This window comes from Marinomonas sp. MED121, from assembly GCF_000153025.1.
Classification (GTDB): Bacteria; Pseudomonadota; Gammaproteobacteria; order Pseudomonadales; family Marinomonadaceae; genus Marinomonas.
This window is the reverse complement of the sequence record NZ_CH672433.1, coordinates 69,571-92,982: the sequence shown is the minus strand read 5'-3', so window position 1 is coordinate 92,982 and position 23,412 is coordinate 69,571. Positions and strand designations below refer to the sequence as shown.

General features: G+C 41.3%; 22 protein-coding genes. 5 read left to right on the top strand and 17 right to left on the bottom strand.

What is annotated here, in order from left to right; translation table 11 throughout:
• Positions 1–213 precede the first annotated feature (213 nt).
• The 4 genes from MED121_RS18865 to MED121_RS18850 all read left to right on the top strand — a co-directional run bounded on the left by MED121_RS18865 (position 214) and on the right by MED121_RS18850 (position 4,270).
• A complete protein-coding gene (locus MED121_RS18865; protein ID WP_009835360.1) occupies positions 214–1,794 on the top strand; it encodes an inorganic phosphate transporter in 1,581 nt (526 codons plus the stop codon).
• Between the two features lie 239 nt (positions 1,795–2,033).
• A complete protein-coding gene (locus MED121_RS18860) occupies positions 2,034–2,648 on the top strand; it encodes a hypothetical protein (protein ID WP_131471005.1) in 615 nt (204 codons plus the stop codon).
• A 76-nt stretch (positions 2,649–2,724) separates the two neighbouring features.
• Positions 2,725–3,504: a hypothetical protein gene (locus tag MED121_RS18855; RefSeq protein WP_009835358.1), complete on the top strand. Its 780-nt coding sequence runs from the start codon at positions 2,725–2,727 to the stop codon at positions 3,502–3,504.
• A gap of 145 nt (positions 3,505–3,649) precedes the next feature.
• On the top strand, positions 3,650–4,270 hold the full coding sequence (locus tag MED121_RS18850; protein WP_009835357.1) for a LysE family translocator: 621 nt from the start codon (positions 3,650–3,652) through the stop codon (positions 4,268–4,270).
• Between the two features lie 37 nt (positions 4,271–4,307).
• Here the strand turns inward: MED121_RS18850 and MED121_RS18845 are convergent, their stop codons facing one another.
• The 10 genes from MED121_RS18845 to MED121_RS18800 all read right to left on the bottom strand — a co-directional run bounded on the left by MED121_RS18845 (position 4,308) and on the right by MED121_RS18800 (position 16,282).
• The gene (locus tag MED121_RS18845; RefSeq protein ID WP_009835356.1) at positions 4,308–6,254 is read right to left on the bottom strand and encodes a DNA topoisomerase III; all 1,947 of its coding nucleotides are present in this window, start codon (positions 6,252–6,254) and stop codon (positions 4,308–4,310) included.
• A 95-nt stretch (positions 6,255–6,349) separates the two neighbouring features.
• A complete protein-coding gene (locus MED121_RS18840) occupies positions 6,350–7,240 on the bottom strand; it encodes a LysR family transcriptional regulator (RefSeq protein WP_036181228.1) in 891 nt (296 codons plus the stop codon).
• A gap of 36 nt (positions 7,241–7,276) precedes the next feature.
• Positions 7,277–9,004: an ABC transporter ATP-binding protein gene (locus MED121_RS18835; protein WP_009835354.1), complete on the bottom strand. Its 1,728-nt coding sequence runs from the start codon at positions 9,002–9,004 to the stop codon at positions 7,277–7,279.
• Between the two features lies 1 nt (position 9,005).
• A complete protein-coding gene (locus MED121_RS18830; protein ID WP_009835353.1) occupies positions 9,006–10,253 on the bottom strand; it encodes an ABC transporter permease in 1,248 nt (415 codons plus the stop codon).
• A 2-nt stretch (positions 10,254–10,255) separates the two neighbouring features.
• Positions 10,256–11,440, bottom strand: a complete 1,185-nt coding sequence (locus tag MED121_RS18825) for an ABC transporter permease (RefSeq protein ID WP_242603226.1) — start codon at positions 11,438–11,440, stop codon at positions 10,256–10,258.
• Between the two features lie 175 nt (positions 11,441–11,615).
• Complete coding sequence (locus MED121_RS18820) at positions 11,616–13,676, bottom strand: ABC transporter substrate-binding protein (RefSeq protein ID WP_009835351.1); 2,061 nt, start codon at positions 13,674–13,676, stop codon at positions 11,616–11,618.
• A gap of 34 nt (positions 13,677–13,710) precedes the next feature.
• Entirely contained in the window at positions 13,711–14,403 is a 693-nt protein-coding gene (locus MED121_RS18815) for an HAD family hydrolase (RefSeq protein WP_009835350.1), read from the bottom strand.
• Between the two features lie 2 nt (positions 14,404–14,405).
• Positions 14,406–15,236, bottom strand: coding sequence for an alkaline phosphatase family protein (locus MED121_RS18810; protein WP_009835349.1), 831 nt, complete (start codon positions 15,234–15,236; stop codon positions 14,406–14,408).
• A gap of 301 nt (positions 15,237–15,537) precedes the next feature.
• Complete coding sequence (locus MED121_RS18805; protein ID WP_009835348.1) at positions 15,538–16,017, bottom strand: universal stress protein; 480 nt, start codon at positions 16,015–16,017, stop codon at positions 15,538–15,540.
• A 79-nt stretch (positions 16,018–16,096) separates the two neighbouring features.
• On the bottom strand, positions 16,097–16,282 hold the full coding sequence (locus tag MED121_RS18800) for a hypothetical protein (RefSeq protein ID WP_009835347.1): 186 nt from the start codon (positions 16,280–16,282) through the stop codon (positions 16,097–16,099).
• 151 nt (positions 16,283–16,433) lie between these two features.
• Here MED121_RS18800 and MED121_RS18795 point away from each other — a divergent pair, with 151 nt between their 5' ends.
• The gene (locus MED121_RS18795; protein ID WP_009835346.1) at positions 16,434–17,054 is read left to right on the top strand and encodes an FKBP-type peptidyl-prolyl cis-trans isomerase; all 621 of its coding nucleotides are present in this window, start codon (positions 16,434–16,436) and stop codon (positions 17,052–17,054) included.
• A gap of 77 nt (positions 17,055–17,131) precedes the next feature.
• Here the strand turns inward: MED121_RS18795 and MED121_RS18790 are convergent, their stop codons facing one another.
• From MED121_RS18790 to MED121_RS18760, 7 genes are all read right to left on the bottom strand, one after another.
• Positions 17,132–17,548, bottom strand: a complete 417-nt coding sequence (locus MED121_RS18790; RefSeq protein ID WP_009835345.1) for a GNAT family N-acetyltransferase — start codon at positions 17,546–17,548, stop codon at positions 17,132–17,134.
• A 10-nt stretch (positions 17,549–17,558) separates the two neighbouring features.
• The gene (locus tag MED121_RS18785) at positions 17,559–18,749 is read right to left on the bottom strand and encodes a cupin domain-containing protein (RefSeq protein ID WP_009835344.1); all 1,191 of its coding nucleotides are present in this window, start codon (positions 18,747–18,749) and stop codon (positions 17,559–17,561) included.
• A 102-nt stretch (positions 18,750–18,851) separates the two neighbouring features.
• A complete protein-coding gene (gene purB, locus MED121_RS18780) occupies positions 18,852–20,225 on the bottom strand; it encodes an adenylosuccinate lyase (RefSeq protein WP_009835343.1) in 1,374 nt (457 codons plus the stop codon).
• 225 nt (positions 20,226–20,450) lie between these two features.
• A complete protein-coding gene (hflD, locus tag MED121_RS18775; RefSeq protein WP_009835342.1) occupies positions 20,451–21,080 on the bottom strand; it encodes a high frequency lysogenization protein HflD in 630 nt (209 codons plus the stop codon).
• A 19-nt stretch (positions 21,081–21,099) separates the two neighbouring features.
• Positions 21,100–22,233, bottom strand: a complete 1,134-nt coding sequence (gene mnmA, locus MED121_RS18770) for a tRNA 2-thiouridine(34) synthase MnmA (RefSeq protein ID WP_009835341.1) — start codon at positions 22,231–22,233, stop codon at positions 21,100–21,102.
• A 56-nt stretch (positions 22,234–22,289) separates the two neighbouring features.
• Positions 22,290–22,670, bottom strand: coding sequence for an NUDIX domain-containing protein (locus MED121_RS18765; RefSeq protein ID WP_009835340.1), 381 nt, complete (start codon positions 22,668–22,670; stop codon positions 22,290–22,292).
• Positions 22,612–23,340, bottom strand: a complete 729-nt coding sequence (locus tag MED121_RS18760; RefSeq protein ID WP_009835339.1) for a pseudouridine synthase — start codon at positions 23,338–23,340, stop codon at positions 22,612–22,614. Before MED121_RS18760 ends, MED121_RS18765 begins: the two co-directional genes overlap by 59 nt.
• Positions 23,341–23,412 lie beyond the last annotated feature (72 nt).

Genomic DNA, 23,412 nt, shown 5'->3' with positions numbered 1-23,412 from the left:
TCACTGTCATATATAGGAATTTTAAAGCTTTTTATCTGTTTTTTCTCAGTGTAGAATTGCCGCGGTTACATTTTCATGACGAATTTGTTTCAGTTCAATGAAAAATGCCAGAGAGCCAATATCGATTGCATGGAGTGCGACCTCATTAGTCGGTCGACAGATATTGTTGCATTAGTCTTTGGTACCAATTAAATCAAATAGAGAAGACCCAGAATGGATCTTGCAAAATCGAATTCTGTAACAAAAACACCATCACTTCTAGGAAGTGATCTTGTACGTTTAATCATTGCTGTTGCCTTTGTTGTGGCAACTGGCTTTTACGCTAGTATGAATGGAGAAAGTATTTCTAATGTCTCTATTCTAGCTATTGCCGCTGCTATTGGTGCTTATATGGCATTGAATATCGGCGCTAATGATGTTGCTAACAATGTTGGCCCAGCAGTAGGCTCACAAGCTCTAAGCATGACTGGCGCTATTTTGATTGCCGCTATTTTTGAAGCATCAGGTGCTTTGATCGCTGGTGGTAGTGTTGTGAGTACCATCAAAAAAGGGATTATTAACCCTAACGCGATTGCAGACAGCGCAACCTTTATTTGGGTCATGATGGCGGCGTTATTAGCTGGCGCAACATGGCTTAACTTAGCAACTTATCTAGGTGCGCCTGTTTCTACAACTCACTCTATTGTGGGTGGTGTATTAGGTGCTGGTATTGCTGCTGGTGGTTGGGACATCGCTAACTGGGGGCAAATGTCTATGATTGCTGCTAGTTGGGTTATTTCACCTGTATTAGGTGGATTGATTGCCGCTTCATTCCTTATTTATATAAAACGATCTGTTACATATCAAAACGATATGATTGCTGCTGCTCGTAAGGTCGTGCCTTTATTGGTTGCTTTGATGGTTTGGGCTTTCTCGACTTACCTAATCATGAAAGGCCTTAAGAAAATCTGGAAAACAGATATTGTTACTGCTGCAATGCTTGGTTTTGCGATTGCAACAGCTGCTTATTTATTTGTTCGTCCGATTGTGGCGAAAGCGTCTGCCAGCCTGAAGAATCATAAAGACAGTGTTAACAGCTTATTTACTATTCCTCTGATTATTTCTGCTGCACTACTCAGTTTTGCACACGGTGCTAACGATGTCGCTAATGCGATTGGGCCTCTGGCTGCTATTAATGATGCCCTTGTCTCTGGTGATATTTCGAGTAAAGCTTCGATTCCTCTATGGATTATGCTTGTAGGTGGTATTGGTATCGCATTTGGTTTAGCGCTTTACGGACCTAAACTAATACGTACCGTAGGCTCTGAAATCACTGAGTTAGATAAGACTCGTGCCTTTTGTATTGCTATGGCCGCTGCTATCACAGTAATTATCGCTTCTCAGCTTGGTTTGCCGGTTAGCTCAACGCACATTGCAGTTGGTGGTATCTTTGGTGTGGGCTTCTTACGTGAATATCTAAAACTATCTTACGCTAAGAAGTTAGAAGAAATCATTGAGCATTCAGAAGATGCAGGACATGATAAAGCTGAAACAGATATCTTTATTGAACGCTTTGAAGCCGCTGATGTAGAAGGTAAACGTGATATTTTACGCGAACTTAAGCAACTTCGCGGTGAGTCACCTATCTCTAAGAAAGAGCGTAAAGGCTTGAAAAAGGCAACTAAGCAAGAGCTAGTAAAGCGCTCTGCTTTGTTTAAGATTGCTGCAGCTTGGATCATTACCGTACCTGCATCAGGCTTTTTAGCCGCTATACTCTTTTATATGTTAGTTGGATTTAACCAAATAAATGGTTAATAGCCCTAAAAGTTAAAAAGAAGGCCAGCATATGCTGGCCTTTTTTGTGACGAATCTAATGGGAATGATATAAACTGAATTAAATTAGACTTACAAGTAAGCGCAAAAACTTAAGATGTCATTGAGTTAAGTTATTTATGGATAACCTGTTAATTGTAATAACTTTTATATTATTTATTTCGATTCTCATTATTGCCAGTCAACTGGCAAGGGTTATTAATGAGCGAAGAAGGGCGCAAATGATTGCGGATTCTCTGTTACAAAAGCGCTGCGATCGAATTGCTGGCGTTCTGCACCTTGTATCAGACCGCTATATGCCAACGCAAACAAAGATGGTTTTAGTTGAGTTTTTGATAAGTGGATTAACACGTCTACAAAAGATCAATAGGATGGATAGCCAAGAAGCCACTCTCTATGAAATGAAGGGGATCATAAGTGCTTTAAAAGAAGGTTCATACCAAGTTAACAAAGAAAGGGTATCCTCTAAAGTACATTTGGAAAAAGTGAATGAAAGTTTAATGGCTTTACCTGCTTTTTTAAAAGGTTTAAGTGCTCAAGGGCAACTTGATAAGGTTATTGCAAAGAGTCAAATGGAGCACATTCGTTTTATGAGGCAATTAGCTGCCACTGATCTACTTTCTTATGTCGCTCAACAGGACATAGATGCAGATAGGCTGAGTCAAGCAAGGGATAAATACCTTAATGGGTTGGCTGGTTTGGAGAAATTTACGGCGATAGAGCAATCTAAGGATGAAATAGAGCTGTTGCAGCATAAGGTCAGTCAGTTGGATCAAAAATTGCATACTAAGATGAAGTCACAAAAAAAAGAACAAACAACGCGATCAGATTCATAAATAGCTTGATCGGTTAACTAGAAGTGGTGAAAAATAAGATTATGGTGTTTTTATTGTCAGTCGTTAGAGGCTACTAATGTCTTCTTTTATTATTATTGGATTATTAGTTGTTGGTATTGGCTTTATTGCTTTTGTTGTTACCTTGCAAATGAAGGAGCAGGCTAGGTTAGAAAAGTTGAGAAAGGTTGCAATGCTTAATAACCAAACGCGTCAGGTGCGTCATTATTTAGATGATTTACCTGCACAGTATCAGCCAAAAGATATGCGTTTATGGCTGTATTCTCGTTTAGTGGGGATTCATGATGAGCTCATTAAACTCGCGCCAGATGAAAAGCTTGCGAAACGACGTCGACATGTTGTTGAAGAAATGGAGAAATTTCAAACAAGTAAGCAAAAGCGTAAAGCGAAAGCCATTAATGATGAATTACTCATTATTAATATCCGACGTTTGTTGGACTCCTTTTTTAGTTTTATTCAGCAATCTAAAGATGCCAAAAAACTTGATTCTGACGCTTGTCATAAATACAGCCAACTTATCAGTTTTTATCGTTATAAATTAAAAGCAGATCATAAGGCCTATCAGGCTAGACAATTCTTCTTAACTGGAAAGCTTCAAGAAGCTGTTGAGATGTATCGTAATGCTGCTGAAGAGTTAGACGAGATAAAAGAAACCCCCGAAGCAAAAGAAGCCATCATGAAATATAACTCAGCGGCAGATGAAATCGAGAGTGATTTGAAACTGCAGCAACAAGAAGCTGAAATGGAAGAGGAAGAGGAAGAAGATCAAGACGGGTTAGATGATGAGTGGAGTAAGTTTATGGAAAATGACGAATTCACTAAGAAAAAGACCTTTTAATATGCCATTTCTTAAGTCGCTAATAGGAAAGCTAGCGACTTAGCTAAATCCCTCACGTAATTTTTGCTAAATCTATTTCTCCCATATTGATTTCTCATTAATCACATGAGATCTTAGCCTGCTAACTTACTTACTCGAGGCGAATATGGAATTTGCATTACTGTCTGTTTTTATCCCTACTTTTTTCTTTGTCTCTTTGACTCCTGGTATGTGTATGACACTTGCTATGACGATGGGGATGACGATTGGGGTTAAGCGAGCTTTATGGATGATGCTAGGTGAGCTTGCAGGTGTCGCTTTGGTTGCCGCGTTAGCGGCTGTGGGTGTTGCTGCTTTATTATTAAATTATCCTAATTTCTTCTTAGCGTTTAAAATACTTGGTGGCCTTTACCTTGCTTATATTGGGATACAAATGTGGCGCTCAAAAGGCAAAATGGCCATTCAACTTGACCAAGAAAAATCACAAGCAAGTCGAAGAGAGTTGGCTATACAAGGTTTTGTAACAGCAATAGCAAATCCTAAAGGTTGGGCATTTTTCGTTGCACTTTTACCGCCATTTTTAAACCCAAATCAGCCTTTAACTGCACAGTTGATGACGCTTATCTGCGTTATTTTGACCTTAGAATTTATTTGCCTACTTATCTATGCAAGTGGCGGAAGAACATTAAGAACGCTTTTACTTCAATCGAGCAATGTTAAAGCAATGAACCGCTTTTCAGGAAGTCTGATGGTGGGGGTGGGTGCTTGGTTAGGCTTTAGTGGCTAGACCACATTATTAAGCTTTATTGATTAGCCTAAGACAATTAATATGTCTTAGGCTTTTTTGTATTTTTCGTACTGGTTTTGCGGTAGGCGCCTTTTTTCTTATAAGGTTTTTTAGTGGGCGAGGGTAAGGCAGAAAACAGTGATACATCCGTTGTTTTTGCCTGCTCAATTAATTGCTTTAAACCTGCTTTAAGCTCAGTCATAAAGCCCGCATACGATCCACTTCCTTGGCAAATATGATTGAGTTCTGCCTCCCACTTTGCCGTCATATCTGGGGTAATTAAGCTTTCAGGTAAGCTGTTGATTAAGGCTTTACCTGTGCTTGTAGATAAAATGCTCTTCCCTTGTCTGATTAAAAAGTTACGCCTAAAAAGCAACTCAATAATGCTAGCTCTAGTTGCCTCTGTGCCTAGGCCATCGGTTTCTTTTAAAATGGCTTTGATATCAGGCTGTTGTACATATCGACTTATGCCTGTCATGGCAGCAAGTAAGCTCGCATCAGTAAAGGCTGGTGGCGGTGTTGTGACTTTGGCAAGGATTTCTCCATGGTGGCAAAATAAGTTATCACCAATCGATACTTGGGGGAGTGGGTGGCTTTCATCATCATCCTGTTTTGCCTTTTTCTCAGGTAAAAGTAACTTCCAACCTGATTCAAGAGGAGTATGCCCTTTACTACGAAATAATCCGCCCGCAATAATGAGTTCAATAAAGGATTCTAAATACTCATAGTGAGGATAAAATTGCATTAAATACTGACGAGCGATGAGCTCATAAAGCTTTTGCTCAGATTGCGATAAACTGGCGATATTGGCCTGTTTGCTGGTTGGAATAATCGCGTGGTGTGCCTGTACTTCTTTATCATTCCAAGCTTTTGAGCGCTGACTTGTATTGGCCTTATTTAGCTTTTCCTGCCATTGAGGTAAGTTATTTTTTAAACTTTTAATAACAGCAGGGGCGTCTCTAAATTGTTCGTTAGGTAAGTAACGGCTGTCTGATCTTGGATAAGTAATCAGTTGATGTTTTTCATACAAGGACTGACACGTGTCTAAGACTTGTTGAGCTGACATGGAAAAGGCTTTAGCAGCATCAATCTGTAAGCTTGAAAGGTTATAGGGAAGAGGAGGCGCTTGACGCTTTTTCTTATATTGGGCTTGGCTTACTTTGGCATCTTGTCCTTTAATGCGCTGTATGACATTTTCTGCAAGGGCTTTATTTTGCACTCTGCCTTCACTGTCCATATGGGGGGCGCATGCGTCACTCGGAATCCATTTGGCTTTAAATTTCTCGTTATTGGGCGTTTCGATATTGGCCAGCACTTGATAGAAATCTTTAGCAATAAAATTCTCTCTTTCTAGATCCCTTTTTACCACTAGCCCTAAAATGGGAGTTTGTACTCTGCCAATAGAAAGCACACCTTGATAACCCCCTTGCTTCCCTTTAATCGTATAGGCTCGGGTAAGATTAATACCATGCAGCCAATCCGCTCTTGATCTGGCTAAGGCTGATCTTGAAAGCGCTGAAAACTCTTTATTTGATCTAAGTTGATTGAGTGATTTTTTTACTGCGGAGGGGGTCAGGTCATTAATGAGTAAACGTTGGATAGTGTCCTGTTTTGCTTTAGAGACTTTGCTGTAATGTATTACTTCGTCGACAAGTAGCTGTCCTTCTCTATCTGGGTCGCCAGCATGTACTAATTGACTGGCTTTTTTGATGAGTTTCTTAAGCACGCTTAATTGTTTACGTGTTTTGCTTTTTTCCTGCCACTGCCAAGTGTCTGGCACAATGGGTAAATGATCTAGTTGCCAGCTTTTATAGGCAGGGTTATAAGCATCAGGCTCGGCTTGTTCTAGTAGGTGGCCGATACACCAGCTCACACAATCCCCATTAGGCAGCCAGATACAGCCATCTTCTTTTTTCTGAGGCTTAGGAAAGGCTGAGGCAATCGCACGGGCGAGGCTAGGTTTTTCGGCAATATAAAGAATCATAAATCGCTACTGTGTTTTTATACAGTAGCAGTTTATCTAAGATGAATTTTAAAGGCCAGTAAATATCTGTGCTTACTTTATTGGATAAGACTAATTTATTGGCATGTTTGATCTAGATTACGTCTTGTCAGTGCCATTTCGACAAACTCTCTAATACCTTGTTGTTGGCTGCGGGTTTTTAGCCAGACAACATGCTCTGTAATATCCATGTCAGTGCCTGCAACGGGAACCAGGGTATAGCGCGGATCGGCACGAATATCATCACTTAAAGAGAAACCAACCCCTAGTCCTTCTACTACAGCGTTGCTGACGTGCTCAGAAATGCTCATCATCATTTCAAATTTTGGTTGTAAGTTCGCTTTACTAAAAACAGCTTTGACATAATCTTGGGTAAAGGAAGAATCTTTAAAGGCAATTAATGCATCTTGGATAAGGTCATGGGGCGAGACAGATTGCGCGCCGGCATGGCTATGATCGTTAGGTAAAATAGCAACCAATCCATGGCAATGAAAAGCCAAACGGGATAGGCCTGACAAAACATTTGGCATGGGAAATAAGCCTATATCTGCTTCTCTATCTAGCAGTAGTTGCTTGCATTCATGTGTGGTACCGGCAATGACTTGTACTAATGCGTTTGGATATTGCTTTTTAAAAGCCGCTATTAATGGCATAAAAATAATGGGGGAAGCCGTAGCCACTTTCATTCTAAAGTTTTCAGTACGAACTTCAGGTTTTAATAGTGCTGCTACGGCGAGATCTAAATCCAGATATTGACAGCTTAGGCGGTTAAGTTGCTTACCTAAACTTGTGGGTCGTACTTCTTTGCTAAAGCGCTCTAGCAGTGGGAATTCACAACGGGATTCCAGCTTACGAATTTGGGCTGTCACCGCAGGTTGGCTAACGCCGAGCAGCTGCGCTGCTTTAGTAAAGCTGCCGGTACGAACAACAGCATTAAAGGTTCGGATTTCATTTAGTGTTATATCCATTAAAGGCTCTTTAAGCGACATTTTTCATTATCTTGATTACCCAGCTTCCCATACATGATTCCTTTGATCTTGCGTTTGTGCAAGTGGCTTAGTCTTTTGTTTTATATCTGTATTGCTTTTTTTTTCTAGTAAAGGAATCGAAGCAATTAATTGCTGAGTGTAAGTTTCTTGGGGATCTAAAAAAATATCCCTCACATTGCCTTGCTCAATTAACTCACCATGTTTCATCACGCAGACCCAATCACATAGGTTGGCAATCACACTTAAGTCATGGGAAATGAATAATATGGTGATACCTAACTCTTCCCTTAGCTCTTTTAATAGTGCGAGGATTTCAGCTTGAATTGAAACATCTAATGCGGCGACAGATTCGTCTGCCACAATAAACTTAGGTTTACAGACTAAGGCCCTAGCAATACTGATTCTTTGTCTTTGCCCACCTGAAAAAGCATGGGGGAAGCGTCGTAAGTGTGCCACGTCAATATGACAACGCTTCGCAATGGCGATCACTTTTTTATCCGTTTCGTCTCTATTTTTAGTGAGCTTCATGGCTTCTAGCGGCTCGGCGATAATATCTCTAACTGTCATGCGTGGATTAAGTGAACTATAAGGGTCTTGAAAAACTAGCTGTGCTGTCTTGGCGAGCTTTTTACGGTTAACCGCTTTATCTGTGCCAAAATCGACCGGGTGTTTTTTGCGATTGTAATGGACGGTACCGCTGCTAATAGGGGCGGCACCTAGGAGAGCCTTGCCTAGCGAGGTTTTACCTGAGCCACTTTCGCCAACAAGACCAATAATCTGACCTTTAGGTAACTCTAATGAGATATTTTTTACCGCAGTAAAGCTTTCTTGCTTGCGGGCAGAGCCAGCCAGTTTATAAGTAACTGACAAGTCTTTTATTGAGACCAGTGACTTTGGTTCTTTAGGGGGAGCTTCAGGCAAATTATCAAGGTTAGGTAAGGCATCCAGTAAGCGCTTGGTATAGTCGTGTTCTGGAGAAAATAAAACGCGCTCCGTTGTGCCTGCTTCTACGACCTTGCCTTTTTTCATGACGGTGATGCGATCGGCAATTTTAGAAATGACGCCCAAGTCATGAGTGATAAAAAGCATCCCCATACCAAATTGTTCCCTTAGCTCAAGCATGAGCTCAAGTACTTGGGCTTGAATGGTGACATCTAATGCAGTGGTGGGCTCATCTGCAATCAAAAGTTTAGGTTTGGTTGATAGCGCCATGGCAATCATGGCCCTTTGGCGCATGCCGCCGGAGAGCTCAAATACATATTGATCAAAGCGTTTTTCCGGTTGCAGGATACCCACACGTTCAAACAGTTCTACCCCCGCTTTACGGGCTTCCTCTTTGGAAATGCCTAAATGGATTTGCATGGTTTGAATAATTTGATCACTGATGCGTATTGCTGGTGCAAAGCTTGCCATGGGTTCTTGAAATATCATGGAGACGGCATCACCACGCACTAGGCGCATCTCCTTACCTCGTAGCTTTAATACATTGATATCCTGTTCCTGGTGGCGTAATTGGATCGAACTGCTTGGCTGGATAATGGCGTTACTTGGGTTTAAACGCATAATGGTTTTGGCGGTGACAGACTTGCCTGAGCCGCTTTCTCCTACTAGGCCCATTACCTCGCCAGGTCGAATATTTAAACTCACATTATCAACAGCTCTGACAGGTCCTTCATCCGTATTAAAGTCTATGCTGAGATCTCGAATTTCTAATAAATTGTCGCAAGTTCGTTGTATGCTCATATTATTTTTTCTCCGCATAAGGGTCCGCAGCATCACGCAGGGCATCGCCGACAAAAACAAAGGCCATAATCAGGGCGACAAATACCGCGACGGGAAAGAATTGCCAAATCATGTTTTGTTGAATATCTGGGTCTTGGGCTTTTTGCAATAAGACGCCAAGGCTATTAACAGGCTCAGTTAGGCCTAATCCAAGAAAGCTCAAACTGGTCTCGGCAAGAATCACATAAGGGAAGTTAATTAAGGTATCAACAATAATGTAGCTGCCAAAACTGGGTACCAGATGACGCCATATAATGCGCCACGTGCTGGCCCCACAAAGTTGTGCTGCGAGCACGTAATCTTGATTACGCTCGGTAAGAATATGAGTACGTAAACGCCTCCCTAAGGTGGCAAAATCTAATGCTCCAATGACGACTGCGATGGCAAAGTACCTTTGAATTGAAGTTAAATCCATTTGCGATAAGGCAACTGCACAAGCGAGGTAAATCGGAATGGGAGGAATGACCCTAACGGCTTCGGTAATACTCATCATGATGGTATCCACTCGGCCGCCAAAATAACCACTGACCCCTCCAACAAATAAAGAGGTGATGAGTTTTACCACTAAGGCAACTATGGCAATGCTGATGGTGATCCAAATAGCGTGTAGTGTACGACTAAAGACATCTTTGCCATCTTCATCTGTGCCCATTAAATGAATTTGGCCTGTTTCAACACCAAATAAGTGTCTATCCCAGCGAAGATCTAAATCAAGTCCCGCCATGCTTAAATCAATTAAGCTGTATTCCCAACCTTTTACAAAGAAGGTGAGATAACGTCGTTTATCTTCATCGATTAAATATTTATTTTGACTAGAAGAAGTTAATGCACCGCTTGATGTTAAGGCATCTAATGCTGCTAATCCGCCGCCTGCTAAGGCACTCAGGTCTATCTTGGCTTTTTCTTTTTGATAGGTATAAGTAAAGGGGCGGAACGAAAAACCGTTCTGGTCCCAAAAATACACAACTTGTGGTGCGCCACGGCGATAGTCTTTATCTGCGCCAGAAATAGTGGGATCGACAGGTGAGAAAAAACCTGCGAAAAAGCCCATAAAAATGATGCTGCCTAATATCCAAGCGGCAATGACACCTGTGGTTTTTCGTTTAAAGCGAGCTTTAATGAGAGCCATTTGTCCTGCGGTGTAATAGGCATCACCTTCAAGGTTTGCTGACTTGCCTCTTAACTTAGAAAAAATACGTGTAATTATCATGATTAGTTCCCCAGTACGCTTTTTCGCACTCGCGGGTCAATCGCCGCAAGTACAATATCAGTGATAAAATTCATCGAAATCACCACTAAGGCGACAAGAAACAAAATACCAGCAGCGAGCTCTTGATCATTTGTTTGTGCTAACGCTTCTATTAAAAGCGCAGCAGCATCTGTCAGGCCTATCACCACAGCGACTATGGGTAAGTCATTAAAAATACGTTGAAAATCAAACCCTACGCTATTAAAAAGTGGGCTAATAGAATGTCGAACAGGGTAACCTGCCCACAAAGCCATACCGTCAACGCCACGGGCTCTTGCAGCATCCACATACAGCTTATTTGACTCATCGACGACAAGGGCGCGTACGGTTTGAAGTTGTAAGGCTGTTGCAGACCAACCAATAACAAAAATAGGCAACCAGATATGACCAAGGAAGTCTTGTAATTTGCCAAATTCAAATCCCGTTTCACCAAACCAAGGCACACTTTTCCATTGTTCAGAAAAAAGTCCTGTTGGTGTGGGTTCTCCTGCAAAGACGTATAAGAGAATAATGCTCAGAGCCAGTAAGAAATTAGGCAAGGCTAAGCCTAGGTAACTTATTATCCTAAGTTGTAAGTCCAGTAGCTTGTTAAAACTCAAACCTAATGTATTGATAATGCGCTCAGATTTAGTGTGCTGAGGGTTCTTATCTTGCCAGCCCTTATTAATGGTAAAAGCCGATAAAATGCCAAAAGGTACGGCAATCACATAGGCAAAAATAAGACCGACCATACAAAACATAAAGCTTAACCAGAAGCGATCACCCAGAGCGAGATTAACTGATTGTCGTTTGGCACAGCTAAAACCTAAATCACCTCTTAAGGTTAAGTCTGTGACCCAACTTGCCCAACGAACTGCCAAGGGTTGATCTAATCCCATGCGCGCACGTTCAGCAGCAATATCTGCTTGAGTAATGGTCTCGCCTTGGGTGTTTTTATAAGCGATGTATTTTTCAGCACAATCACCGGGCAAAACTTCCATTAAAGAGAAGACGATGCCGCTAACGATTAGCAAAGTGATAAGTGCCAATACATAACGGTTAAAGACATAGTTAAAATACTGGCTGCTTATCCCTTTCCAGAAGAGAAGGCCACCGATACTTAATAAGATCCAGAGTAGCCAGGTATCGGCTATAAAATTAGCAATCACATGCATATCCTCAAAACCTGTTATCAGTGCGTTTTCTTTTCTCTATAGACAGAAAAGGCATTGATAGCAGGTCTTTTATATTCAGTTAAAATAAGTCATTGAAACGAGTCGATTGAAAAGCAAACAAAGAGAGACAAAGTCTCTCTTTGTTTGTTTCTAATGGATGCTTAGAAAACTAGTTCTGAGACATGCCGTTTGCACCTAGATACCACTGAGTGGCTAGGTATGGGTACATGCGATAGAACTCATAAGATGAGGTTTTTGGTATTTCAAAGTTGCCTAATGAAAGACTACGGTATACCGGAGACACGGCTTTTACTGTGCCTAAAATGTATAAATCATCAACGACTTGCTGAGCAATCTTAGCGCCTAGTTTATTTGATGCATCTGAACCTGCTTGTAAGGTAACAAACTCGTCTGTCATCTTTTTCATTTTGGCGACTGTTGCTGGTGGTTTTACCCCTTCAGTACCTTTGGTATCACGATGTTGCGCCCATAACATGCCAGTACGCAAATCAAAAAAGCTACCGTAAGGAGGTAATAGGGTTTCCACGTTACTAGCAAGTGTTGCTAATGGACGACCCATTACCCAGCTCAATACGCTTAGGTCATTTGCGGTCTGAGAGTTGCGGTACTCATCTGAAGTGACTTCTTTAATGGTGGTTTTAATGCCCACTTGAGTCCAGTTGTTGGCAATGATTTCAACTAACTCAGTTGGTGTTCCCTGAGTCGCATACTGAATGTTTAGCTCAAAATTTTTACCTGAAGACAGGTCACGTAAACCATCATTGTTCTGATCAATAACACCTGCTTTATCCAGTAATTTAGCTGCCATTTTTGGATCGTATTGAATCCAACTGTTTTTCAGCTCATTGCTGATAAAAGGTGTGGTATCCGCATCAAATCCTGTGTACTGAGTCGGTTTACCTAGACCAAAATAAGCAATTTCATTAATTTGATCACGGTTCATAGCAACCGACATGGCACGACGGAAATTGATATTATTAAAGACAGCACGCTTCTCAATATTTTTGTCTGTTAAGTTAAAAGCAATGGTTGTTTGTGCAATGGTTGGACGTAATGCTAATTCGTAAGCGCCCTGTTCTTTGTTTTCTAATAGTACTGGGGCTTGGGGAAGGTTTACGGCTTGCGCTTTATAATCTACTTCGCCTGCAATAAGTTTAGCGGTTTGAATGTCTTCATCACCAATGAAAACTTCACTGATTTCATTAATGTAGGGTAGCTGGTTACCTGCTGTGTCCACTTGGAAGAAGTAAGGGTTAGCCACCAAACGACGACCTTCCAATGACTCTTCAACCACCAAATAAGATTCAAGGCTAGGGGCGATTGCTGTTAAGCCCGCTTTCACTAAACGCTCGGTTGCCGCTTTATCTTTGAGTAAAGGGGTAGGGACATCTTTCCAATCTGATTGTCCGTAATAAAAGTTAATCAGAGCATAACCATTATCAAAGCCTAGGGCTTGCGCCTTTTTATCTGCACCTTTCGTTAGCTCAGGGTGGAATTGTGCTAATAAATGCTTAGGCTGGAAGGGCTGCGCATAGTCTTGAGCAAAGTTATCCAAAAAGCCTGGCGTAGATTCATTCATAGTGAATTGCACAGTGGTATCGTTTAAGACTTCTACTTTTACTGGCTTACCGGCTGATAAGAATCGATCTTTTGGCTTTTTGATGACATTCGTATCCATCAATAAATTGTTGTACCAAAAAGCGATATCATGGGCGTTAAAGTCTTGTCCGTCAGACCATTTATGGCCCTTACGTAGATTTACCTTCAAGACGGTAAATGTATCATTCCATTGCCAAGATTTCGCAACATTAGGAACGATAGTGGCAAGGTCGTCACTAAAACGTACTAGGTTAACGTGACGTACTGATAATAAATCAGATGTGCCTGATTCAGTGGCTTTAGAGATGCCATTAAGGGTGCCGCCATACATGCCAATCTTGTTGTAAGGGGCTAGGATGAGCGGTTCACTTGGGAGGCGTTTGGCCAATGGCATTAGGTCTGGGTTACCCGCAATGCGATCATTCAAGGATTGTATGGCTGGGTTCTCTGCAAACGTGAGTGTACAGGATTGCTTTGCTTCGTATTCTGCACGCTCAAAAATGTGAGGGTATTTACCGCCTGCATCTTGGCCAGTAATTGCTGGACAGTTCGCCAATACATTGCTTGAGATTAGCGCCGTTGCGCCAGCGATTAACAACTTATTCATCATTCAGTTCCTGCTAAAAAATTAGTATGAATTCAAATTAGGCCGATGCTGCAAAGGCAGGTAATGGCCAACGAATCAGTTGCCAACCGCGAGATACGGCCAGCTTACTGAGTGATCTATCGGGATTTGTTGCGACAGGATGATCTACTAACTCAAGAAGTGGTAGATCATTCATTGAGTCGCTATAAAAGTAGGCTCCATCCATAGACTCTCCTTGCTCCTTCAGCCATGCCTTTAGCCGAATAATTTTGCCTTCCTTGAAACTGGCTACCCCGGCAATTTCACCGTTGTAGCAGGTTTGTGTATCTGCTGGATTGATACCTTCTTCCAGCTCGATTGCTAATACATCTGAAACGCCTAGCTCTTTAGCAATGGCTTTCACAATAAAGGCGGCAGTGGCAGAAATAAGAAGCAAGCGCTCGCCTTGATTTTTGTGTTTTGTTAAAAGATCCAAGGCTTCTTGGTAAATTCTGGGTTTTAAATATTGCTCGATAAAAGCGGGCATTAAGCGGTTAATGTCTTCTTTATTTAATTGGATGAGGGGTTGTAACTGAAAACGGACATAGGCCCTCATATCTAAGGTGCCTGCGCTGTATTGCTCTGAAAAAGCGTGATCTGCTATGAGAAATGACTCATCAGCAAGACCTTGATCAACCATAAAGCGGCAAAACAAAGAAGCACTATCACCAGCGATTAAGGTTTCATCTAGATCAAAAATTGCGAGTGCCATAGTTAAAGTGCTCCCGTAAAGTGTGTCTCTAGAAAGTCTTTAGGATAAGGTTTGTTATGACCTTTAATCCCCAGTAACTGACAAACCGCCCCACAGATGTCTAACTGTTGTGGTTGGGCGTCAGGGTCATGGGAAAAGCCATCTCCTAGCACATAAAGCGGCACCATACGTTCTTCGGTTAAGGTGCCACCATGGCTAAAATCATTGTTCATGCCGTGATCTGCAGTCACCAGTACTTGATAACCTTCAGCCAACCAGTCAGGTAGGTATTCAGAAAGTGCCATATCAGCATGGCGAGTGGTATTTCGATATTTACTGCTATCCCAGCCTGCTTTATGACCAGCATCGTCAATATTCATTGGATGTATGAGTAAAAAATCTGGATCATGATGACGGCGAAGTGCTTCAGCATCAGCAAACAAATGATCATCAGGATAGTGGTCTTGGTGATAAAAGCTGCCATATTGAATTGCTAGCTCACTATCCATGGTGTAGCGATCACGTTTTGCTTGAAAAGGGGTGCGGTTATAAAGCTCGCTGAACCAATGATAAGCCGCTGCGGCAGTGGTTAGGTTGGCACTACGGGCTAAACTAAAAATGCTTTCTTGGTTGGATAATCGCGTTACAGCGTTATGTACTATGCCACTATTAACAGGGGCAACGCCTGTTAAAATAGCTTCGTATAAAGGGCGTGACATAGAGGGTAATTCACATTGAAGCTTATAAAGGGTGGCTTTATTTTGCTCGCGCAATGCCTGTAAAAAGCCCATACATTGTTCGCCTGCACTGTATTCAAGGCCGTCTAGTACAATTAAAATTACTTTCTTCGACATAGTCACTTACTCAAAAATTAACCAATCAATTAGATTTCCAACCTAATTTTGCCATTTAAAATTGGCTTGGTTGAATTGCTAAAGCATGTAACTAGGTTAATTTGTGAATATGTATTTTATATAACAGTGTTGGGTATTTTTCGTGACATCTTTATCGATGTGCTTTTAGCTATAAGGTTTGTTTATAGTGAGTAATATATAAATAATATTTGAATGCACAATGACGTTGAGGAGGGGGAGAGTTTAAGCGTGAAATGAGGTTGATCAGTAAAGAGCAACCTCTATCTGTATGGTGAGAAGGCTATCTTAGTGGAATGACTAAAACAGGGACTTCACTTTGATGAATGACTTTATTCGCGGTAGAGCCAATAATCATTTGTCCAAGCTTACTATGGGTTCGGCTATTCATGACGATCATATCAATATCACGAGTTTCAATTGTATGTTTGATGGCACTGCTGGCATCTTCTTGAACGACTAAATATTCAGGCTTTTCTGGTAGCTCATTGTCATTTTTATGATTGTCGTAAAAGAGCGCTATTTGTGTCTCCATTGTATCTCTAACACTATTAACCGCTTCTTGTCTTAGTGCTTGTAGTTCTTCTATTGGTAGGTAGTTGTTGATCATGCTTTGAGCTTGATGGTTAATTGGCTCAATAGCATGCATAAAGATAACATTCGCGTTTTGGCTGGCTGCCAGTGACATAACAAGGCTTAAAGATTCTTGTGTTTTATCTTCTAGGTCACAGGCAAAAAGAATGGTTTTCACTTGAGGTAACATGGCTAAGCTCCGTTTGATGAATTAGCTATAGTCTATTCCTCGTGAGGTTAAAAACGCTGACTTACATCATAAGCTAGCGTTATTCTAAATTTATTTGTGACGCCTTTAGGGACTGGTAAAGGTTTGATTCAAGGTAACTGTCATAAATAAAGCTACTACTTGCAATGAATAGAATTAGACAAACAAAAATAAGATCCCAAGCAAGATTAGGCTCTTTTAAGTGAGTGTTATTATTTTGGTTTTGATCAAAGTCTGAAAGTTTCATGATAAGCGTCCATGGTGAATAAATTAATTATAAATGATAATCAATATCATTCAATATTTTTTTAATCAGTAGATGATTTTTGCGCTTCGGTTCTAATTAATGACTGTGATATGATGCCGCTTTGTTTATTTATTGAAGAGAGTAAAAAATTATGTCTGAACTATCGTTCGACTCTAAAGAAGCTAAAATTGGCTATGGTATCGGCCGTCAAATTGGTGATCAACTAGGTGGAAGTGACCTAGGTGATATTTCTCTACCTCACCTTTTTGCTGCGATTGAAGATTCTTTAAAAGGCGCTGAAATGCGTGTTTCTGGTGAAGACCTAGAAGCTGCTTTTGCTAGCCTACAAGAAGAAATGGAAGCTAAAACATTGGCTGCTTCTGAAGAGACGATTGCTGCAGGCGCTGCTTTCTTAGAAGAAAACAAAGCAAAAGAAGGTGTTCAAATTACTGAAAGTGGTCTTCAGTTCCACGTGATTGAAGAAGGTACTGGCGCGACTCCTACTACTGAGTCTACAGTACGCGTTCACTATGAAGGTCGTTTAGTTGACGGTCAGGTTTTTGATAGCTCTATCGCACGTGGCGAGCCAATTGAATTCCCAGTAACTGGCGTAATTGCTGGTTGGACTGAAGCACTTCAGTTGATGAAAGAAGGCGCTAAGTACCGTCTTACTATTCCAGCTGAACTAGCTTACGGTGCTCAAGGCGCTGGTGCTATGATCAAGCCTCACTCTGTGTTGGTATTTGATGTTGAATTGATTGCTGTTGTGTAATTAATTTGAACATAAAAAAAGCGAGCTTTAAGCTCGCTTTTTTTATGTCTGCTCATTTTAAAGATAAGCGGTTTGCACTAAATATCTCTTTCCATCAGTACATGCAAAATACCAGACTCTAAAAAAATCTTACCATCTGTTTTAAAGCCGTGTCTTTCGTAAAAAACTTGAGATTCAGTTTGAGCATGTAAAAAGATACGTTTTAAATCCATTTCTCTTGCAACCTGAATCGCTTTTCTTAATAGCATGGTGGCGTAGCCTTGACTGCGATAAGCCGGTAGCACACTAAGACGGCCTACCTGTCCTTCTGGCGTTAATCTGCATACACCCGTTGGAACAGCTGTGGTGCCAAACGAAACAAAATGCACAGCGTCTTCATCTAAGTTATCCCACTCATCTCTCTCATCAATGCCTTGTTCTATGATAAAGACTTGCTTTCTGACGAAACTAAGTTGAGCCTTGCTACTGTCCCAGTCTGTTGTTAAAACTTTCATACCAAAATCCCTACTCTTCTGCTGGCAGATGAACCACACCTTGTTTGCTGATTAAGAAGCTTAACATAGGTAAAATGTCTTTGTGTTTATCCGTTTCAAGGGTGCTGAAATCAAATTCAACTTGATCACAAATTGCATGAACTAGCGGCTCTAATTCTTTAGCAATTTCTATTTTAGCGCCGTTACAATAAAGCTGTATCAGTTTATTTTCTGCATTTGCATGATAGCAAATACGGGCATCACCAGGTCTAAAGAAAGGCACACCTTTAAGGGCATCTTTAAGACTGGTTTGCGTGTCTTCTTGATTAAGGTCTCCATGAAACTCAGGATACTTTACCTCGCTCATGTAAGTTCCCAGCCAATCTGCAAGCATCTCTGGTTGATCAAGCATGGCTTTTAGTTCTTGCTGTAAATAGCTAATGTCAGAGTGATGTATTTCTGCATGATGAGGTTCTTCATGATCAGAAGGTGAGCTAAATCTGTGCTTCTCATTATCTATCTCACAGATTTGATCACGAATGCCTGTTAGCACTTCTTGCATGCTAGGTGCTCTAAAACCAATTGAGTAGGTCATACAGTCATCATCGAGGGCACGACCATTATGAGCAAAATTAGGAGGAAGATAGAGGATGTCACCGGCTTCGAGTTCCCAGTCTTGCTCTGGATCAGAATTGAATTCAGAGAGAATGTGTAGGTCTATGTCTTGAATTGCTTGATCTTGATAAGCGTCAGGAGCAAGAACCTGCCAGCGTCTTTTACCACTCACTTGTACAAGAAAGACATCATATTGATCATAGTGAGGTCCAACACTACCGCCTTTGGTTGCATAACTCACCATAACATCATCTAAACGCCAACTTGGTAAGAAGCGAAAGCGTTCTTTTAGTTCTTGTACTTCAGGCACCCAGTGGTCAACAGCTTGAATGAGAAGGGTCCATTCCTGTTCTGGCAGTTGTGCAAATGTTTCTTCTGTAAAGGGCCCTTTTATTGTCTGCCAAGGTGTCTTGCCTTGTTCTATCACAATACGAGATTCAACCTCACTTTCCATCGCCATGCCTGCAAGCTCATCTGCTTCCAGCGGAGGTTCATAATCGACTAACCCCGCGCGAATCAGTAGCGGTTTCTTTTGCCAATAATCGCGTAAAAAAGTATTTGCGCTCATGCCACCTAGAATGGAAAGGGGAGTATCAAGTGTTGTCATAAAAATATGTTATTTCGCTAAGGTTATGAATGAGAAAAAGCCGAGTAAGTCACTTACTCGGCTTTTCAAAGTGTTAATTATATAAGGAGTTAACCTTAATAATTAGTTTTTTATTGCTTTTGCTTGCGCTACCGCATTACCAATATAAGTTGCAGGAGTCAGTTTTTTCAACTCTGTTTTAGCATCTTCTGGCATTTCTAATGTATCAACAAAGGCTTCGATGGTCGCTTGGTCGATAGCACGGCCACGGGTTAGCTCTTTTAGTTTTTCGTATGGAGATTCAATGCCGTAACGGCGCATCACAGTTTGAATTGGCTCAGCTAATACTTCCCAAGCGGCATCCAAATCTTGTTCAAGGCGTTCTTTATTGATTTCTAGTTTACTAATACCTTTTAAGCTCGCTTGGTAAGCAATCAAGCTGTGAGCGAGACCAACACCTAGGTTACGAAGCACTGTTGAGTCGGTAAGGTCACGTTGCCAGCGAGAAACTGGAAGCTTGGCACTTAGGTGGCCCATAATCGCATTCGCAATACCCAAGTTACCTTCAGAGTTTTCGAAGTCGATTGGGTTAACTTTGTGCGGCATGGTTGAAGAGCCAATTTCACCTGCGATGGTTTTTTGTTTGAAGAAGCCCATAGAAATATAAGCCCAAACATCGCGGTCGAAGTCTAATAGAATGGTATTGAAACGACTGATGGCATCGTAAAGCTCTGCAATGTAATCGTGAGGTTCAATTTGTGTCGTGTAAGGGTTCCAGCTAAGGCCCAAAGAGGTTACAAATTTCTCTGCATGTGCTTGCCAATCTATGTTTGGATAAGCTGAAAGGTGAGCGTTGTAGTTACCAACGGCACCGTTAATTTTTCCTAAAAACTCAACCGCTTGAATTTGTTTGAACTGGCGAGAAAGACGAGCTGCCACGTTTGCCATCTCTTTACCCATGGTAGATGGGGAAGCTGTTTGACCATGTGTACGAGACAGCATTGGCTGCTCAGCATGCTCAAGAGCTAGGCCTTGAATCGCTTCGATCACATTGGTTAGTTCAGGCTTGATTACATCTTCCAATGCTTCACGCAGCATAAGGGCATGAGACAGATTGTTAATGTCCTCAGAGGTACAAGCAAAATGTACGAACTCAGATACATTATCTAGTTCAGCAAGCCCTTTCATCTTATCTTTGATGAAATATTCTACCGCTTTCACGTCGTGGTTCGTTGTTCTTTCAATGTCTTTGATCGCTTGCGCATCTTCTTCGCTGAAGTTTTCTGCAAGTTGATCTAAGAAGTGAGTTGCTTCTTGACTAAGTGCAGGTACTTCTTGAATTTGTTCGTGAGCAGCAAGGGCTTGTAACCATCTTACTTCGACTAGAACACGCATTCTTAATAAACCATATTCACTAACAGAGCGACCTAGTGAACGGGTTTTTGAACCATAACGACCATCTATTGGGGAAATAGCATTTAAGCTAGTTAATTGCATTGAAATAACGCCTCGACCGTGGATTACTGAGTGGTTTTCAGGGAAGCGCTATTATAGGCAAAAGCCCAGAGGTATGCTATCGCTAGGTTTTTAATATGGCCTAATCTAGGCTGTTTTTTAGTGTTTTTTCAGGATGTGACGTGAGAAAAGAGTAAGGCTGAAATATAGGTTTCAGCCTTACTGATATTGTTAGTTTTGTAGCAATTTAATTGATGAATAAACCCATTATTTAAAGTTATCTAAGGCCGTCAAAATAGGTTTACGTTTAAACACTAGATGCCAGCGTCTTCCACCCAATTGGCGCCATAGCATCGCTGCTCTCACTCCGGCAAATAGGCTTGCCCTGACTTGATCTGAAACTTGGCTTTGTTGCAAATAGCGACTATCACCATGCACTTGGATACGGAAGTTGAGCTTGCTTAAGTTATCTTGGTAAATACCTGAAACAGCTGCAATCATATTTGGGTGCATCATATCGTCATAATGCTCTTTTTGACGAACGAGCTGGCCAATTCTTTGGCCTAAATTGGATAGCATTTGAGGTTGCTTCGCGAGTTTAGACTCTAAATGCAATATGCTTAAAGCATAACGAATGGTATCTGGGTTGACGCTGGTTTTATCTTTGCCAATGGTTTTCTGGCAAATTTGATTACCTAGTTGCAAATTATCAAAAAGCTGCCAGTTGCCACCGTAAATCTCATCAGTGCTATCAACATTAGTTTTAAGCAAACTCTCTAATAAAGGTCTTAACGAGGCTTCTGGTGCGGTACCATTTTTAGCTAATTGTGAGACAAGTTCTGCCGCTTGAAATAGTGCGCTTAACGCAATAGCTTGATCGTTTACTTGTGTGCTCATTCTTTCAATAACCTGATTTTTACTTATTAAATGCGCGATTAATTATGCCGCCACCGAGGCATTCTTCATCAAGGTAAAATACCACGGACTGACCTGGTGTAATGGCTCTTTGTGCTTCAACAAAACTTACTTCGATTGAACCATCAGGATTTGCTGAAATGGTGCAGTCTTGATCGGCTTGGCGGTAACGGCATTTTGCTTTGCATGTTAGTGGCAGTTCAGGCGCAACTCTTGCTACCCAATCCATGTTGCTCGCATTTAAGTGGGTTTTATATAAAGGCTTATCGTCACTGCTTTGGGTCACTAATAAAACATTGTTATCTAAATCTTTTTCAACCACATACCAAGGTTCGTCCGAGTAGTTTGCTAGACCCCCTATGCCTAAGCCTTGGCGTTGGCCTATAGTGTGGTACATAAGGCCAGAGTGGCGACCTATGGTATCACCTTCTAAGGTTTTAATATCGCCAGGTTGTGCAGGTAAATATTGCTCTAAGAAATCCTTAAAGCGACGTTCGCCAATAAAACAAATCCCGGTACTGTCTTTTTTGTTGTGCGTGATAAGGTCGTGCTCTTGTGCTAGACGACGAACCTCTGGTTTTTCTAGCTCACCAACAGGGAACAAGCTTTTGGCAATTTCATCTTTACCGACAGCATAAAGGAAGTAGCTTTGATCTTTATTGTTATCAAGGCCCTTCAATAGCTTGGCTTGGTTATCATCATGAGTGCGTCTGACATAGTGACCGGTTGCGATATAGTCAGCACCTAAAGCATTGGCGTACTCTAAAAAGGCTTTAAATTTAATCTCTTTATTACATAGGATGTCTGGGTTCGGTGTTCGACCTGCTTTGTACTCTTCCAAAAAGTGTTCGAAGACATTGTCCCAATATTCTGCGGCAAAGTTAGCCGTATGTAATTTGATTCCTAATTTGTCACACACACTTTGTGCATCAGCAAGATCGTCTTTTGCTGTGCAGTACTCAGTGCCATCGTCTTCATCCCAGTTCTTCATGAATAAGCCTTCAACCTGATAACCTTGCTGAATCAAAAGCAGGGCAGAGACAGAAGAATCAACGCCGCCAGACATACCAACAATGACCTTGGTGTTTTTGATGGAATGAATTGTGTTTTCAGGAGTATTCGTTTCGGTAATCATTTAGCTAAGTGCGCTCATTGGGTGAATAAATGTCGGTTAATTGTAACTCATTACGCTTAAAGGTGACTATCGCAGATGAGAGATAAAGGGTATATGGTGCCAGTAAGGTAATCTTCAAGGCACTTTTTTACCAAAGGGCTACGAAGTGAATGATTTAAAATTTCTGTTTCATTTAACCAGGCAGCTTCTTCAATATCGTCATCTAGGGTTTGGTTAACTTTTTTAATCGGTGAGCAGACAAAGCAAGCTCTATGATAAGTGTCATCATTTACACTAGGCGTAAAGCTATAAAGACCTAATAGATGTTCAACCTTTACCAGCCAACCTGTTTCTTCAAGTACTTCACGAGTAATGGCTTGAATTAGGCTTTCATTATTTTCAACGTGTCCTGCGGGTTGGTTGAGTACCAGCTTGCCCTGTTTTTTTTCTTTGACCATTAGAAACTGGGGATCTAGATAGTTTGTTTTTTGCGGAATGACTGCGGCGACGGTTATTCGAGGAAGTGCCCCTCGGTTTTTGTCTTGCTCTATTTTTTTCAAATTTTTCAAGCTCCATGGCTAGCATTTCATCGATTGGCTTTTCTAACCAATGCCCTAACTCAATATCTGTTAAGGAGTAAGGACCAATTTGGGTTCTAATAAGGCGTAATGTAGGAAAGCCAACAGCGGCAGTCATACGCCTTACTTGACGGTTTTTTCCTTCAGTAATTGTCAGCTCTAACCAGCTGGTAGGGATGTTTTTTCGTTCTCGAATGGGAGGATGTCTAGGCCAAGGTTCAAAGTCTGATGCAATTTTTGCTTCGGCTGGTTTGGTTAACCCGTCTTTTAGCTCAACTCCAACTCGTAATTGCTCAACAGCTTCTTTAGTTAACTCACCCTCAACTTGGACAAGGTAGGTTTTTGGCATTTTATGTTGGGGTGAAGCGATAAGATGTTGTAGGGCACCATGATCGGTTAATAGTAATAAGCCTTCTGAGTCATAATCTAAACGTCCCGCAGGATAAAAGTTTGCTTTATCTATAAAGGAGGAAAGAGTGGCTTTTTCTTCATCTGTGGTGAATTGGCTTAAAACTTGGAATGGTTTGTTGAAAACGATAATAGAAGGCATGGTCTTTCATTTAAAAAGCCCACCATATGTTATTGAATCCACAGAGTCAAAGTTGAATGTTGGGGTTGTTGT

What these genes read in the sequence shown, in the direction of transcription:
- mnmA (WP_009835341.1), bottom strand. Translation starts at nt 22,233, where the DNA reads ATGATTACCGAAACGAATACTCCTGAAAACACAATTCATTCCATCAAA.
- purB (WP_009835343.1), bottom strand. Translation starts at nt 20,225, where the DNA reads ATGCAATTAACTAGCTTAAATGCTATTTCCCCAATAGATGGTCGTTAT.
- MED121_RS18855 (WP_009835358.1), top strand. Translation starts at nt 2,725, where the DNA reads ATGTCTTCTTTTATTATTATTGGATTATTAGTTGTTGGTATTGGCTTT.
- MED121_RS18835 (WP_009835354.1), bottom strand. Translation starts at nt 9,004, where the DNA reads ATGAGCATACAACGAACTTGCGACAATTTATTAGAAATTCGAGATCTC.
- MED121_RS18815 (WP_009835350.1), bottom strand. Translation starts at nt 14,403, where the DNA reads ATGGCACTCGCAATTTTTGATCTAGATGAAACCTTAATCGCTGGTGAT.
- MED121_RS18785 (WP_009835344.1), bottom strand. Translation starts at nt 18,749, where the DNA reads ATGACAACACTTGATACTCCCCTTTCCATTCTAGGTGGCATGAGCGCA.
- MED121_RS18830 (WP_009835353.1), bottom strand. Translation starts at nt 10,253, where the DNA reads ATGATAATTACACGTATTTTTTCTAAGTTAAGAGGCAAGTCAGCAAAC.
- MED121_RS18860 (WP_131471005.1), top strand. Translation starts at nt 2,034, where the DNA reads ATGATTGCGGATTCTCTGTTACAAAAGCGCTGCGATCGAATTGCTGGC.
- MED121_RS18840 (WP_036181228.1), bottom strand. Translation starts at nt 7,240, where the DNA reads ATGGATATAACACTAAATGAAATCCGAACCTTTAATGCTGTTGTTCGT.
- hflD (WP_009835342.1), bottom strand. Translation starts at nt 21,080, where the DNA reads ATGAGCACACAAGTAAACGATCAAGCTATTGCGTTAAGCGCACTATTT.
- MED121_RS18820 (WP_009835351.1), bottom strand. Translation starts at nt 13,676, where the DNA reads ATGATGAATAAGTTGTTAATCGCTGGCGCAACGGCGCTAATCTCAAGC.
- MED121_RS18810 (WP_009835349.1), bottom strand. Translation starts at nt 15,236, where the DNA reads ATGTCGAAGAAAGTAATTTTAATTGTACTAGACGGCCTTGAATACAGT.
- MED121_RS18865 (WP_009835360.1), top strand. Translation starts at nt 214, where the DNA reads ATGGATCTTGCAAAATCGAATTCTGTAACAAAAACACCATCACTTCTA.
- MED121_RS18765 (WP_009835340.1), bottom strand. Translation starts at nt 22,670, where the DNA reads ATGGTCAAAGAAAAAAAACAGGGCAAGCTGGTACTCAACCAACCCGCA.
- MED121_RS18845 (WP_009835356.1), bottom strand. Translation starts at nt 6,254, where the DNA reads ATGATTCTTTATATTGCCGAAAAACCTAGCCTCGCCCGTGCGATTGCC.
- MED121_RS18800 (WP_009835347.1), bottom strand. Translation starts at nt 16,282, where the DNA reads ATGAAACTTTCAGACTTTGATCAAAACCAAAATAATAACACTCACTTA.
- MED121_RS18850 (WP_009835357.1), top strand. Translation starts at nt 3,650, where the DNA reads ATGGAATTTGCATTACTGTCTGTTTTTATCCCTACTTTTTTCTTTGTC.
- MED121_RS18790 (WP_009835345.1), bottom strand. Translation starts at nt 17,548, where the DNA reads ATGAAAGTTTTAACAACAGACTGGGACAGTAGCAAGGCTCAACTTAGT.
- MED121_RS18760 (WP_009835339.1), bottom strand. Translation starts at nt 23,340, where the DNA reads ATGCCTTCTATTATCGTTTTCAACAAACCATTCCAAGTTTTAAGCCAA.
- MED121_RS18805 (WP_009835348.1), bottom strand. Translation starts at nt 16,017, where the DNA reads ATGTTACCTCAAGTGAAAACCATTCTTTTTGCCTGTGACCTAGAAGAT.
- MED121_RS18795 (WP_009835346.1), top strand. Translation starts at nt 16,434, where the DNA reads ATGTCTGAACTATCGTTCGACTCTAAAGAAGCTAAAATTGGCTATGGT.